10 protein-coding genes, 1 tRNA gene, 1 other RNA gene and 2 pseudogenes are annotated in these 13,604 nt (G+C 67.0%); 10 read left to right on the top strand and 4 right to left on the bottom strand.

Annotated elements, in window-relative coordinates:
* The 4 genes and pseudogenes from J1M36_RS12940 to J1M36_RS12405 form a co-directional block, all read left to right on the top strand.
* Positions 1-990 (top strand): annotated as a pseudogene (locus J1M36_RS12940) (hypothetical protein); the annotation flags it as partial.
* The gene (locus tag J1M36_RS12935; protein ID WP_342358352.1) at positions 963-1,982 is read left to right on the top strand and encodes an ExeM/NucH family extracellular endonuclease; all 1,020 of its coding nucleotides are present in this window, start codon (positions 963-965) and stop codon (positions 1,980-1,982) included. The pseudogene J1M36_RS12940 and the gene J1M36_RS12935, both read left to right, overlap by 28 nt.
* A gap of 63 nt (positions 1,983-2,045) precedes the next feature.
* On the top strand, positions 2,046-2,417 hold the full coding sequence (locus tag J1M36_RS12410; protein ID WP_206479995.1) for a hypothetical protein: 372 nt from the start codon (positions 2,046-2,048) through the stop codon (positions 2,415-2,417).
* Positions 2,418-2,587: 170 nt separating this feature from the next.
* Positions 2,588-2,980 carry a hypothetical protein gene (locus tag J1M36_RS12405; RefSeq protein ID WP_145003666.1) on the top strand — a complete coding sequence of 131 codons (393 nt, stop codon included), beginning with the start codon at positions 2,588-2,590 and terminating at the stop codon, positions 2,978-2,980.
* A gap of 95 nt (positions 2,981-3,075) precedes the next feature.
* Here the strand turns inward: J1M36_RS12405 and J1M36_RS12400 are convergent.
* Together J1M36_RS12400 and J1M36_RS12395 are read right to left on the bottom strand one after the other, a co-directional pair.
* A pseudogene (locus tag J1M36_RS12400) lies at positions 3,076-3,768 on the bottom strand (class I SAM-dependent methyltransferase); the annotation flags it as partial.
* 486 nt (positions 3,769-4,254) lie between these two features.
* Positions 4,255-4,758 (bottom strand): site-specific integrase, encoded by a 504-nt coding sequence (locus J1M36_RS12395; RefSeq protein WP_206479993.1) that lies wholly within the window; start codon positions 4,756-4,758, stop codon positions 4,255-4,257.
* Positions 4,759-5,288: 530 nt separating this feature from the next.
* Between J1M36_RS12395 and J1M36_RS12390 the strand changes: the two genes are divergently transcribed.
* From J1M36_RS12390 to J1M36_RS12375, 4 genes are all read left to right on the top strand, one after another.
* Complete coding sequence (locus J1M36_RS12390) at positions 5,289-5,492, top strand: hypothetical protein (protein WP_206479991.1); 204 nt, start codon at positions 5,289-5,291, stop codon at positions 5,490-5,492.
* A 425-nt stretch (positions 5,493-5,917) separates the two neighbouring features.
* Entirely contained in the window at positions 5,918-7,036 is a 1,119-nt protein-coding gene (locus tag J1M36_RS12385; RefSeq protein WP_206479988.1) for a hypothetical protein, read from the top strand.
* 131 nt (positions 7,037-7,167) lie between these two features.
* The gene (locus tag J1M36_RS12380) at positions 7,168-7,647 is read left to right on the top strand and encodes a hypothetical protein (RefSeq protein ID WP_206479986.1); all 480 of its coding nucleotides are present in this window, start codon (positions 7,168-7,170) and stop codon (positions 7,645-7,647) included.
* A 30-nt stretch (positions 7,648-7,677) separates the two neighbouring features.
* A complete protein-coding gene (locus J1M36_RS12375) occupies positions 7,678-8,487 on the top strand; it encodes a GAF domain-containing protein (protein WP_241247213.1) in 810 nt (269 codons plus the stop codon).
* A 240-nt stretch (positions 8,488-8,727) separates the two neighbouring features.
* Here the strand turns inward: J1M36_RS12375 and J1M36_RS12370 are convergent, their stop codons facing one another.
* Together J1M36_RS12370 and J1M36_RS12365 are read right to left on the bottom strand one after the other, a co-directional pair.
* Positions 8,728-9,378, bottom strand: coding sequence for a hypothetical protein (locus J1M36_RS12370; RefSeq protein WP_206479982.1), 651 nt, complete (start codon positions 9,376-9,378; stop codon positions 8,728-8,730).
* Between the two features lie 119 nt (positions 9,379-9,497).
* A tRNA-Ser gene (locus tag J1M36_RS12365) sits at positions 9,498-9,582 on the bottom strand.
* 268 nt (positions 9,583-9,850) lie between these two features.
* On the opposite strand from J1M36_RS12365, the gene ffs reads away from it, so the two are divergent.
* Positions 9,851-9,947: signal recognition particle sRNA small type (gene ffs / locus J1M36_RS12360), an RNA gene on the top strand.
* Positions 9,948-10,011: 64 nt separating this feature from the next.
* Complete coding sequence (locus tag J1M36_RS12355) at positions 10,012-13,596, top strand: DNA polymerase III subunit gamma and tau (protein WP_206479979.1); 3,585 nt, start codon at positions 10,012-10,014, stop codon at positions 13,594-13,596.
* Positions 13,597-13,604: the final 8 nt, after the last annotated feature.

Here is a 13,604-nt window from a genome sequence, read left to right as displayed (position 1 = left end):
CGACAAACCCTCGACCGGAGACCCCTCATGCCCGTGACATCACCCCTGTTCAGCCTGCGGACCCGCATCGCGGCCGTGTCCTCCGGCGCGCTCCTGCTGTGCGGCGGCCTGGCCGCAGCACCCGCGGTGGCCGCCCCCGCGCCTTCCGGTTCCACCGGGACCGTGTCGATCGCTCAGATCCAGGGCACCGGGGACGAGACGCCCCTGAAGGGCCAGACGGTCACCACCGAGCCCTCCGTCGTCACCGCCGTGTACCCGGGTGATCCGGGGACCCTGGGCGGATTCGTGATTCAGACCCCCGGAACCGGTGGGCACGTGGACACCTCCCGGGCCTCGAACGCCGTGTTCGTGTACACGGGAGCCACCCAGTCCACAGTGTCCGTGGGTGACCGCGTGCAGGTCACGGGTGTGGCCGGGGAGTTCAAGGGCCTGACCCAGCTCGCGGGCAACGTGGCGGTCACTCCGGTGCGCGACAAGCTCCCCGCAGTGAAGCCCGTGACGAACAACTGTGCGTCCACCGCCGCGAACCGCGAGAACCTCGAATCCATGCTCTACCTGCCCAAGGAGAAGTTCCGGGTCTCGGACACCTACGGCGTGGGCCGCTACGGTGAGCTGGGCCTGTCCGCGGGCAAGGAGCTGCCCGCCCAACCCACTCAGGTGGCACGCCCGAACAGCCCCGAGGCGCGCGCCCAGGCGCAGCGCAATGACGCCATCTCGGTCACGTTGGACGACGGCACCAACCGGGGCTTCGCGGCATCGCCCACCCAGGAACCCCGCCAGGTCCCGTACCTGACCCCCGAGAACCCCGTGGCCGTGGGCGACACCGCGCGGATCACCGCCCCGGTGATCGTGGACTACCGCTTCGACAAGTGGCGCCTGCAGCCCACCGCCCCGGTGGTCCCGGGCAAGGAACCGGCCCGGTTCTCCGGCTCGGCGGACCCCAAGCCGGGGTGGGTGGACAGGTGCGGATCGCGTCCTTCAACGTGCTGAACTACTTCACCACCGTGGGGCAGGACAAGGGCTGCCGCGGCGGGAACTACTCCACGGACGGCACGTACAACGTGGCGCAGGGCTGTGACGCGCGCGGGGCCTACGACCGCGCGGACTTCGAGCGCCAGCAGGCCAAGACGGTCTCGGCGATCAACAAGGTGGATGCCTCCGTGGTCGGGCTCATGGAGGTCGAGAACTCCGCGAAGCTCGGCGAGCCCAAGGACGAGGCGCTCGCCTCCCTGGTCAAGGCGCTGAACGAGGCGGCCGGCTACACCAAGTGGGCCTACGTCCCCGTGGCGGATTCCGAGCTGCAGCCGGTTGCAGAGCAGGACTTCATCACCAACGCGATCATCTACCAGCCCCGCGAGGTCACGCAGGTGGGTCAGGTCCGGGCCCTCGGCTCCGAGGCCGTGGCCGGCGGCGCCTTCGAGAACGCGCGCACCCCGATCGCGGCCACGTTCACCGCGACCAAGGGCGGCGGCAAGCACGGCGCAGCACCCACCACGGTGGTGGTCAACCACTTCAAGTCCAAGGGCTCCGCTCCCCGCACCGGTCCCAACCGGGACACCGGTGACGGCCAGGGCGCCTGGAACGCGTCGCGCGTGGCGCAGGCGAGCGCCGTCGTCGACTGGATCCCCGAACTCACGGCCGCCGCGGGCTCCCAGGACGTGGCCGTGCTCGGCGACTTCAACTCGTACGCCCAGGAGGACCCCCTGCAGGAGTTCTACCGCGCCGGGTACGCACGGGCCGCCGAGGACGACCACACGTACGTGTTCGGGGGGCAGGTGGGTTCGCTCGACCACATGCTGATCTCGCCGTCGCTCGCCAAGCGCATGACCGGTGCGGCCGCGTGGAACATCAACTCGGGCCAGTCACCCTTGCTGCAGTACGCCCAGTACCGCACCACGGCCCTGGACTACTACGTCCCGAACGAGGTCGCCTCCTCCGACCACGACCCGTTCATCGCCGGGTTCCGGGCGGGCACGAAGTAGCCCTCCCTTCCGGTACGACGACGCCACCCGGCCCGTTGCGCACGAACGCGGCCGGGCGGCGTCATGCTGCCAGCCCCCGCGACCTCGGAGGCGCGGGACTCCCCGGCTGCCACGGGTGGATCGGGGAACTCCGCGGACAGCAGCGACCCCTTCGGCGGGATGGCCGCGGTGACCGGTCCGCTCACGGCCGCCGAGACGTGCGAGCACATCGACGCGTTCCGGGCCAACATGCCGGGCAACGTGAGCAACGATCCCGCGGGTGCCCGCGAGGCCGTGGCGCAGCTGCGCTCGGCGGCACCGCAGGAGCTCAGCGGTAACCTGCGCGGCATGGAGCAGGTGCTGCACAACTTCGAGAACGGCAACAACCCCATGCAAGCGGTCGAGGGCAAGATGACCGGGCTGACCAACCAGTGCCGGGGCCTCGCGAACCGGTGACGGATCCGCGCAGACATGTGCGATCGTAATTATTCGGCGGATATTACTCAGGGGTCATTCCTGTTCCTATGATGTGCTCACCCCCTTGATCGGTGAGTACCGCACGGGCCGGCGGAGCTGTCATCACACGCCCGCCACGGGCTTCCTCACCCTTAACGAAGGATCCGCGCATGTCCGCCGCAACCTCCATCCGCCGCTCTGTCACGACCGGGCTCATCGCATTGTTCCTCGCCTCCGGCACCGTTGCCGTGGGCTCCTCCGCACCGGCCGAGGCCGCCGTGGTCAAGCCGTGCAAGGCCAGCATGTCCGTGACGCAGCCCCGCCAGTACACCAAAACCTCGGTGAACGTCTCCCAGGTGGGCGCACGCGCCAACGTCACCACCACGGCCAAGTACAAGACCACCACGACCAAGAAGACCGCGGTCGCCTCGACCAAGGGCACCGCCGTGACGACCTACTCGATCGGCCGGGCCACCCTGAACCGCAAGGTGGTCGTGGACGTCGTCGCCACCTCGGGCAAGACCACGTGGAAGTGCTCCACGTCGTTCACGCCGAAGCGCTGACGCCTCGGGTGGGGGGGCACATTCCCACCCCTTCCGCTGGTGAAAATTAAGTGGGGTAAAAGCAGCCTGGCGCACGCGAGGCTGCTTTTACTTCACTAGGAATTCACAACGATCAGTTCACCGTGGGGAGGGAAGAACCAGGCGTCAGGATCTTGACCCCATGTCCGCCAATCGCGCGCCACGATCTGGAGGTCAGCGTCCGTGAGGCCCTGTGCACGAGTACGTTCTGCGAAGGTCGAGTGCAACACGCGGTCCGCCTGGGTGTTCCCCCACCACGCCGTGGCCTCAGGGGTCGCGTAGGTCCATGTCGATGCCCCCGCGTAGGTGATCTCCAGCCCGGTGGCATTCGCCCATGCCCGCAATTGCCGGCCCGCATCGGGCTCACCGCCTGGCGCACGCGCACTTCGGCAGTACGTGGTGAACCATGCGCTCACACCCGGCAGCTGCGGATACCAGGCCATCGCCCCGTAGTCGGCGTCACGTACGGCAATGTGCCCTCCCGGCTTGCAGTAACGGGCCATGTCCCGGAGGGCCTTCACCGGGTCGGCCGGATGCCGCAGCACCTGGTGAGCGTGGACGATGTCGAAACATCCCGGCTCTACATCGAGGTCGAACAGGTCCCCACCATGAACTCGACAGCCACCACGCCCCGCGACCCAGCAACGGCACGTGCGGCGCTGATCGCATCAGCGGAGAAGTCCACTCCCAGGACATGACCGTTCGGGCCGATGCGTTCCGTCAGGTCGAGAGTGATGGATCCGGGCCCGCACCCCAGGTCGAGGATCCACTGTCCAGGTTCGAGGCGATCCAGGAAATACGCACAACTGTTGTCCACGGTGCGGGCGGCGTGAGAGGCCAGAACGCTGGGCTGATGCCCGTGCGGGTAGGCCTCGATACCGTCCGGGAAGTGGGGAACGTCCATCTGGAGACCGTACCGAGTATCTCCCTATCCAAGACAGATCGTCTTGGATAACGAGACACTCGCGACGAGGGCGGACCCGCCTGCCCGGCCCCACCAATCTTCAAGGCGCTCGGTATTGATAGGGAACCTGGAATTGTCCCGGACACGACAAAAGGGCCCCGGAACCCCGAAGTTCCAGGACCCTTCTGTCATCCATCTACCGACTCGTCTGTCAACGATGACCCGACTCAGGACAAACGCGGAGGATGGGGGATTTGAACCCCCATCCCCCTACTCTATGACATGCCAATACCCCGTATGACGTGCGATGATACTGAACCCGACGTGACTCCATACCCCCTATGTGATGGAGTCATGGAGTCAAAATGGAGTCACGGGAGTTTCCGCCGACTCCCGCCCACGCCTCGTCCATGCGCGCGGCCACATCATCCAGATCGCTGTCGAAAAGGTCCGCGTACACATCTAGGGTCATGGCGGCCGAGGCGTGCCCGAGCATGCTCTGGACGGCCTTCACGCTCGCCCCGGACTGGACCGCCAGGGACGCGGCGGTGTGCCGCAGGTCGTGGGGAGAGAGGTAGTCCAGGCCTGCCTCGCGCAGTGCACGCTGCAGCCACTCCTCGCGCTGCTGGGCTGAGGCTTTGCGCGGGGGCCGGACGAATCCGCTGGGGCCGGGGAACACGAGGTCATGCGCGGCCAGGCCCTCCGTGCGCCGCACCAGCCGATCCAGGAGAAAGCGCGGTACGGGGACGGTGCGCTTTTCGTGGGTCTTGGGGGTGCCCTCGACCCACGCCGAGCCGACAAGGCCCGCGGTGCGGTGGACATGGATGCAGGAGCGTACAAGGTCGATGTCCTCCACGCACAGCGCAGCCCGAGGTGGGTCAGGAGGAGGAAAAGATCGGCGTAGCGATCGGGGACGTGCTGGGCTACCTCGCGCACCTCGACGCGGGACAGATATCGGTGGCGGCTACGTCCCCGGCGCGGGAGGGTGACGCCGGCGGCAGGGTTGGTCCGCACGTGCTGGTCCTCCACCGCGACCGCCAGGGCACCGCGCAGGACCTCCACGGCACGAGTCGTCACCGTGGGCGACCGCTCCCCCGCGAGACCATTCGTCCACTCCTGGACCGCGCGCCGCGTCACCCGGCCCACCTGCACACTGCCCCAGCGCGGCTCCACGTGCGTGCGCCAGGAGACATCGAGGGAGCGCAAGCTGCTGGGCTTCAGCCGGCTGCCTCTCGCGGCCCGGTACGCCTGCCAGCAGTCGGCCACGGTGGCGCGGGAATCGCTAGGGGAGACGTAGGAACCCCGCCGCTTGGCCGTCTCGACGACGGAGCCAGCCGCGGGCTGGCCGTGACCGCCAGTGAAGGAGGTGCAGTGCGTGGGGTGCGCGTGGCCTACGCGGAGCCCGATCTGATCGAGGCGGTGCTCGACGCCGCTGGCGTACCGACGCCCGACCCGCTGCCGACGGAGCGGCCCGAGGCGCTGCGTGAGGACGACACCGAGGAGCCCGAAAGTGGTAGCCATCCGGCGCCCAAGAAGGGCAATGGGAAACGTGGGCGAGCTGATGTGGACGACCTGTTGCAGCAGCTGTAAAAAATGCGGCAGTGGTTAAGAGAAGGTACACAACGGTCGAGGGATCACCAGCGTCCAGAGTCACCGCATCGGACACCGGAATGAGAAACCAATAGAACGACAGATAGGGGATAGCAGACGACAACGAAGGCACCAACAACACCCATTGATACCAACAGCAGTAGGACCAGTAGCAGACGATGTATCCGACCACAGGCAGCAGCCACCAGACACCGACAGCCGATCCGCAGCCAGACCCCGGCACCGATACCCGGTTCCATGTCGTCTTGCCCCGCGTCCCGGCCGATCCTCCCGAGCATCCTCCGGTCTATCGCAGTCTTACGCCTGCTGTCCTGCCAGAATCCCCGTCCCCGCCAGAATCACCCCCATTAGCCCTGCTACTACTCCGCTTCGCTACGTAGTAGCAGGCATAGAGGAGTTCTACCGTGACCAGTGTTCTCCCGGCCATCGCCGCCGCCTACGAGACCAAGTCCGCCCGTCAGATCATCCTGGCTCTGCTGGCCGCCGAGCCCGATGTTTCCACCGTTGTCTCCTACGCCCGACGTCGTTTCCACGCCCGCCCGGACATCATGTCTCTCTTGTCCTCCCGTCAGCTTTACGCTTTGGCGTCCGCCGCGTCCGCTCACCGTCAGTCTTCTGTGGACCCTTCCTTTGTCCTCACGGTTCTTGTTCACCGGCTCTCCTCTCCTCCCCCGGCGACGGCGGATCGGGGCACCCTCTCTGTAGACAGGGCGCTCATGTCATATCTCTGTCATCAGCTCCTCTCCGACGACCACAACCCGCGTCGCTGGGACAGCTTGCTGCTTAACCAGCACGACGCCGCGGCGGCGTTGGGCTGGTCCCGTGGCACGGTGGCCCGGTCTCTCGATCGGCTCGTGAACCGGCTCTGGGTGACGCACCAGTCATCCCGTCCTGGTGGCAGTCGCCGGGTGTCTCTGCGCCCGATCCCCGCCCGCTCCCGCGCGGCGTTGGAACGTCGCGCCGGGCCGTGGTTGCACGCGGTGCTGGAGGGCACACAGGTCTCGCGCACCCTGCTGGCGGCACCATGGCATCCGGCCATCGCCTACGGCATCGACTCTCCGCGCCTGGTGCTGCCCGCGTGGCACCTATGCGTGCTGCTGGACGCGCGCGCTGACCCCTCCCAGCACTTCACGGTTTCCACCCTGCGCCGCGCCCGCGGGATGCTCCGTGACCTCGACGGGCTGCACCTGTTCACTGACACCGCGGTGCTCGACGGGCTGGCCGAGGCGACCGGCGCTGACGGCCGCGCGGCGGCCGCCTGGCAGGAGCGGGACGAGCAGAAGCAGGCGCGCCGGGAGGAGGTGGAGAATGCCCGGCACCGCGGGAACGTGGTGCGCCAGATCGTCGCCACAGTGACGCCCCCGCGTGCCCGTGAGTCGGACCCGGAGGCGCTGCGCGAGTATATGACCGAGGTTCGCGGACAATTCGCCGGACTTCTGGAGACCGACCCCGCGCTGGAGGCACGAGTGCGCCGAGAGATGCGCCGACGGCTGGTGCGTAACGGCTGGGAGAGTGCCGCCTGAATAGGGTAGAAGCCACCACGAAGAGGAAAGGTCCCGACTTGTACTACTTGCTCATGATGTATATGAGCCAGAGTTCTTCGACGTACCCGTACGCTAGATAGATCTTCTTCTCCCACCCCAAGGAGACCGCCATGAGCCTTGAACCTCAGAGCCGCGAACAAACAATCTTGAGCCTGCTTAGCCGCGACTACTACAACCTGCATGAACTCGGTGAGAACCCACGGCTCGCCCCCGCCCTGGAGCAACTAGTGATCGTCCTTGACGATCAACAGCCCGACTACACGTGGGCAAGTGTGACGAGCGACGCATGGAATAAAGAAGCAGGAGAATTACATGTCCTCGCAGGCAACACAATGTTCAGCACAGGTTACGGTTCGGCGGATTCGCGCGCTGTGAGAATAGAGCCACTCAGCCTCGTGGACCTTGACGTCAAGATGACTAGGACCCCGCCGAGTGTTCGTATTCCAGGTGGCGTGGAAAAGGTCAATGTCACTCTCAATCGAGATGGCGGTCGGCAGCCGATCAAACTCAAAGCTCAATCCTTGCAGGACGACGAGTCAGTACAGGCGCTCCTCGATCTCGTGCGCGCCCTCGCAAGCCGGCTGGGCTAACCGTAGCCCGGTTACGGAGTAGGTAGCGTGATGAAAAACAAAATGCGCTGGCTAGAGACGGGCACCGTGGCACTGCCGGCGCTAGCGACACTTGGTATTGGTCTTATAGGTAACCCTTTGGAACATCCGTGGTCGACGATCGCCTTTGCCCTCATGTTCGTAGCTGGGATTTGGTGCCTCTGGGTGCGCCGGAAGCACGAGTACCGAGAAACAAAGCAGAAAACAGAACAGGAAAGTGCCCAGCGAGCACAATTGGAGGAGGAGTACCGAGCACGCCTCAACACCCAGGCCACGCTAGTGGGCGAATTGAGCACCAGCACGGGTGGACTTCTTGACGATCTGGCACACCTCACGCGGCAAGACTCCGAAGCTCGAGGGCATCAACTCCTACCCACGCACAAGCAGATCACTGTTGAACTTCTCAAGGTGCTAAGAGCTCACCATGAGCAGGGACGCGCAACACTGTATCTTCCGAAGGAGGACGGGACGCTGACACCAGCAACCTGCAAAGGGCGGCACGACCACGCACGCAGCTTTGATCCTGAGACGCCTCGTGGTCAAGGCGTGTGGCAGTTCCTCAAGAACGGCTCACCGTTCATCTGCAACGATGTTGACGACCCGGAGGAGCTTCCGAAAGGTTGGGAGGGCACTGCCTCGGGTTATAAGGCTTTCGTCTCGTGTCCCATCGTCGTAAACTCCGACATCTACGGCATGCTGACCTATGACGTCCCGGATGCACGCAGCTTGACCAAGAACGACGCCGATGCAGTCATGATTTACGCAGCCATAGCGGGGCTTGCTTCCCGTGTCGTCGAGGGCCGCGAAGACGAGAGCCGATAGAATTGCTTCCAGGGAGGAACCGAAGATGAACAGTAGCTATGGCCTTAAGTCCCGGAACGGTGTGGTTTCTGCCAAACGTGCTGCGCCGTTCAAGCGGGTCGTTCAGTCGGGGCGATCGGGTACACCCCTCAGTCGCAACGAGCAAACAAGCCGCACCTCCTCACCCGAGACTAAGAGCAGTTCTGCGTCCCAGGACAGGCGTAACTAGCGATCCCCGTAGCGGTCAAGTCTCCGGAGAGATCAGAGGTTGCGGAGCCAAAGGAGTCGCCGGATGGGTCCTGTCTTCCGCACCGGTTGGTGCCCCATGGCCTCCCCCATCTCCTGCACGAGTACGCATGCTCGGTTTCCGAGCCACGCGTACCCGAGCGGTGTGAACTTATTGGGGTCCAGTACCTTACTGGCGCTCCGGTAACTCCGTTCCCAGCGGCGGAGGTCGAGTGCCTCGGTGGGAAGCGGCGCAGACGGGTCCGCGTTGTGTACGTCCTGGAAGTGCAGGTATGCATCAACGAACCCCTGAATGTTCCCGACCGTGAAGCTCACGACGTTGGTCTCGAAACGGTTGAACCGCGCGTCACCCGCATTCCGCGCTGTCTTCGCCGCCTCACCGAAGGCGATGCCGTGAAGCAGCCCTAGGCACTCAGCGATCCGATCCACGAGCACGTCTCCGTCCATCGAGGCTTTCCCGGGCGTGTAGAGCCGCAGTGCCCCCATCTGGGTTGCGGTGGCAGTGAAGGCGCGGGACACCAGGAGCCGCCCGCCAGCATCGGCCTCGTACCGCCGCTGTCCCCTGGCCTTGAACCACCACCCGACGACCCCGGCCACCCCAAGGACGAGGAGAGGGAGCCAGAAGTTGTCGATCCACGTCTGGGAGTCAGAGAGCAGCGGGTGCATCGGCGTCCTTCGATCGGGGGCATCGAACGGGAGCTATGGAGTCAAAATGGAGTCACAGGGGGTAGAAAAAGAGCCCCTGACCGGGTGTTTTCCCTAGTCAGAGGCCCTTTTACAGTGAGCGGAGGATGGGGGATTTGAACCCCCGAGGGCGTTAACCCAACACGCGTTCCAGGCGTGCGCCATAGGCCGCTAGGCGAATCCTCCAGGCACGCACGTGCATCACATCCGTGGGCAACGTGCGGCCATCAGCATAACGGAACTGGGCGGGCGGGCGCGAATCGGGAAGGTAGCCGCCCGGAAATGCCAGGCCGAGCGACGTCGTCAACGCACCCGCGCCGCGCAACTGTTCTGACGCCAGTTGGCCGGGGAATCGGTCACGGCCGGCCACGCACTGCATCGGGCCCACTTCATCGCGCGATCCTCGACGTCACCGCCCGGTTCGAACTCCTCGCCGGCTTGAGCTAAAGTATGGAGCAGCCCCTCGTGTGGCGCCATCTCGTAAAACTCCCCCAGGACCGGAAGGTAGCAAGGGTATATGGGCTCTGGCGGGTGCACGGGGGGTCTTCTCGTACCCGGCTCCCCACCCCCGCGAGCGCGCTGTGCGCGTCCGGGTCCCCGGCTAAGGTTTCATACGTGACTACCGCCCTGTACCGCCGCTATCGCCCGGAGACCTTTCAGGATGTCATCGGTCAGGAACACGTGACCGAGCCCCTGATGACCGCGCTGCGCAAGAATAGGGTCAATCACGCCTATCTCTTCTCCGGTCCGCGCGGCTGCGGTAAGACCACGTCCGCGCGCATCCTGGCCCGCTGCCTCAACTGCGCGGAAGGGCCCACGGCCACACCGTGCGGTCACTGCGAGTCCTGCCAGGATCTGGCCCGGGACGGTGCCGGCTCACTGGACGTCATCGAGATGGACGCGGCCTCCCACGGCGGCGTGGACCATGCCCGTGACCTGCGGGAACGCGCCACGTTCGCCCCCGTCCGGGACCGCTACAAGATCTTCATCATCGACGAGGCCCACATGGTCACGCGGGAGGGCTTCAACGCCCTGCTGAAGATCGTGGAGGAACCGCCGGAGCACGTGAAGTTCATCTTCGCCACCACCGAGCCCTCCAAGGTGCTCACCACCATCCGCTCGCGCACGCACCACTACCCCTTCCGCCTCGTTCCCCCGGAACCGCTCATGCGCTACCTCGAGCAGCTGTGCCAGGAGGAGGGCGTCACCACCGAACCGGGCGTCCTGTCCCTCGTGGTGCGCGCCGGCGGCGGCTCGGTGCGTGATTCGCTCTCCGTCCTGGATCAGCTCATGGCCGGCTCCGACGACGGCGGCATCACCTACGATCTCGCGGTCGCCCTGCTGGGCTACACGCACGCGGCCCTGCTCGACGACGTCGTGGACGCCTTCGCCGCCGGCGACGCCGCCACGGTCTTCGCGTCCGTGGACCGCGTCATCCAAACCGGGCAGGACCCCCGCCGTTTCGTGGAGGACCTGCTCGAACGCTTCCGCGACCTGGTGGTGGTCAACGCGGTCCCCGATTCCGCCGCGAACATCCTGCACGGGATGCCCACGGACCAGATCAACCGGTTGCGGAACCAGGCCACCCAGCTGGGCGCGGCCGAGCTCTCCCGCTCCGCGGACATCACCAACGAGGCCCTCAACGAGATGACCGGGGCCACCTCCCCGCAGTTGCACCTGGAACTGCTGTGCGCCCGCATCCTACTGCCCTCGGCGGACCACACAACGCGCGGCATCACGTCCCGGGTGGACCGTTTGGAACGCCGCCTGAGCATTCCTCGGGGCACCGGAATTCGTACGACGGCGCACGACGCCGCGTCGTCGTCCCCCGCGGTGGAACCGACCGCACGCGGAAGCCAGGAGCCCAGATCTCCGGAACAATCCGGCACCGCCGCGCCGGCACCCGCGTCGCACGACGCCCCCGCACCGGAATCCGCCGGGGTACCTTCCCCGATGCCCCCCGCGCTCGACGACGCCGCAACGGACTCCGTTGACCCGTCGCAGCCCGTGCGCCCGGACGGGTCCGCCGCGGACGGCGCGGACGATTCCGCAACGGGCCGTCCCGCGGAGGAGACCCCGGACGTCCAGGAACCCACGGACCCGCAGGACGAGTCCGAACAGCCCGAGGGCAGCAGCCACCCCGCCGCTGCGGATCCCGTTCCGGAAGGCGAGCGCGGCCCCGACGCCCAGCACCCGCCCGCGGACGGCACGACCGACACCCGCTCCCCCGCGTCACAGGACGCGGGAGCCGAGGTCTCGGCACGCATGCAGCAACGGGAGACGTCGAACCAGTACGGGTCCCAGCGGCCTGACGACGACGCATCCCGCCAGTACGCGCAGGGGGAGCCTCGCCGTGACGTCGCGCTACACGATGACCACCAGCCGCAAGCCCCGCAGGCGTCCGAGGAGCAGGCCGCCCCGAGCGACGTCACCAGCGGTGAACTGGAACTGCTGCGTTCCTCGTGGCCCGAGATCGTGTCCGCGCTCGCGGAGATCCGCCGCGTGGCCTGGGCCATCACCGTGCGAGGAACGCCCATCTCGTTCGAGAACCGCACTCTGCGGATCGCGTTCGAGAACGACGGCGACCTCCTGAACTTCCCCCGCTTCGAGGCGGACGTCCGTAATGCCATCCAGAGCGTGGTGGGGCTGGATTGTGCAGTGGAAGCAGTGCGCCCCGGTGACACGCGCGGCCGGCAGGACACCCCGGGTGCGGGTGGTCCGCCGTCGAACGCGGGCCGTGGCACCGGGCCCGGTCCCGGGCGGGACGCCGGCGGTGGACAGGGTTACCGGGGAGATCGCCCCGCGCCCCGGGGCAGCGGGCCCCAGAACGCTCAGGGATCCCGGCAGGATCGCGGATCGCAGCAGGACCGGGGTTATCAACGCGACGATTCCTCCTCGGAGCACGGCCAACAGTACGGATCCGGCTCACGGCGAGACACCGGTGCATCTCGCGGCGACGGACCCACCGGGCGGGACGCCAGGCTGAACGCCTCGGGCCAGGCCGGATCCTCCGACCAACCGGACTATTTCCGCGAGTCTGAGGGCTTCGGGGTCAATCGTCGTCGGGGCAATCCTCCCGCGCCCGACCGCGAACCGACACCGGAACGCGAGTCGCGGTCCATGCCCGATTCCGCCTCTCGTTCCACGTCCGGCACTGACCGGTCCTCCGTGCCCGCTTCCTCGTCGCACTCGGCGCCCGCATCCGCCCCGGACGACGACGAACCCGTCACCTCGTGGTCCGTGGCCTCCATTCCCCAACCGGGTTTCGCCGCACCGAGCGGCGGGGATTCCACGTCGAACACCGCCGATGCGGCGCCCACGCGTGATGATTCGGACCAGAATCCGGACACGTCCGACAGCTTCGGGGGCGACTCCTCCAGGGACGATGCCCACCGAGCGACGGATTCCCCGGCGGACGACCGCGCTGGCACCGGCGATTCCACCTCGGTTCCGTCTCGTGAGGGCTTGGGCGGTGCCAGTGACTCCGCGGACGTCGGCGCGACCTCGTGGACCCCTGGCGCCCCCGCGTCGGATGGCCCCGGGTCGGATGTTCCCGCTTCCGATGACTCCGCGGCATCCGAGTCCCACGATTCCGGGGCCGCTTCCGGCGGACCCGATCTGTCCATGCGTGACGGTTCCATGCGGGATGGTTCCGTGCGCGACGGCTCCGTGCCCGAGGACCCCGCATCGGGGGCCCCTTCCTTCCGTGCCCCGCAGCCGCGAGATCGCGGCCCGGAGTACTGGAGCCCGGAGGAACCGCTGCCCCCACCGGAGGATGACCCCCCGGCGGACATGTACGACGAACCCGTGCCCCGAGCGCCGTCGCCCGCGAGGGATCGTAGGGCCCAGGGCGGGAACGGCCCCGGCGGCGACAACCCGGCGGGTCCCGGTCCCGACCACGACGGGCGCGGGAACACCCGCCCCGGCGGCGTCGTCCCTCGCGAGAACGGCGACACCCGCCCCGGCGGGAACCGCCCGAGCTGGCGAGAGCGCCACGCGGAAGCGATTGCCGCGGCGGAACGGCGCTCCACCGACATCGCGCCCCCGACCTCGCGCAGCCCCGGCATGGAGGACGAGAACTTCGTCCCGGGCGCGGACGACGAATCCCTCGAGGACTCGTCCCTGTACGGGCGGGCGGCCATCGAGCGCATCCTGGGCGGCATGCTCATCGACGAGCACGCCCACGGAACGGATCAGTGACCGGGCCC

Origin of the sequence: Kocuria sp. KRD140, from assembly GCF_017168375.1 — a bacterium.
Lineage (GTDB): Bacteria > Actinomycetota > Actinomycetes > Actinomycetales > Micrococcaceae > Kocuria > Kocuria marina.
This window is presented reverse-complemented; position numbering and strand designations above follow the sequence as displayed.

Coding starts and splice junctions, on each gene's coding strand:
- J1M36_RS12405 (WP_145003666.1), top strand. CDS start 2,588: ATGTCCGCCGCAACCTCCATCCGCCGCTCTGTCACGACCGGGCTCATC.
- J1M36_RS12380 (WP_206479986.1), top strand. CDS start 7,168: ATGAGCCTTGAACCTCAGAGCCGCGAACAAACAATCTTGAGCCTGCTT.
- J1M36_RS12375 (WP_241247213.1), top strand. CDS start 7,678: ATGAAAAACAAAATGCGCTGGCTAGAGACGGGCACCGTGGCACTGCCG.
- J1M36_RS12410 (WP_206479995.1), top strand. CDS start 2,046: ATGCTGCCAGCCCCCGCGACCTCGGAGGCGCGGGACTCCCCGGCTGCC.
- J1M36_RS12370 (WP_206479982.1), bottom strand. CDS start 9,378: ATGCACCCGCTGCTCTCTGACTCCCAGACGTGGATCGACAACTTCTGG.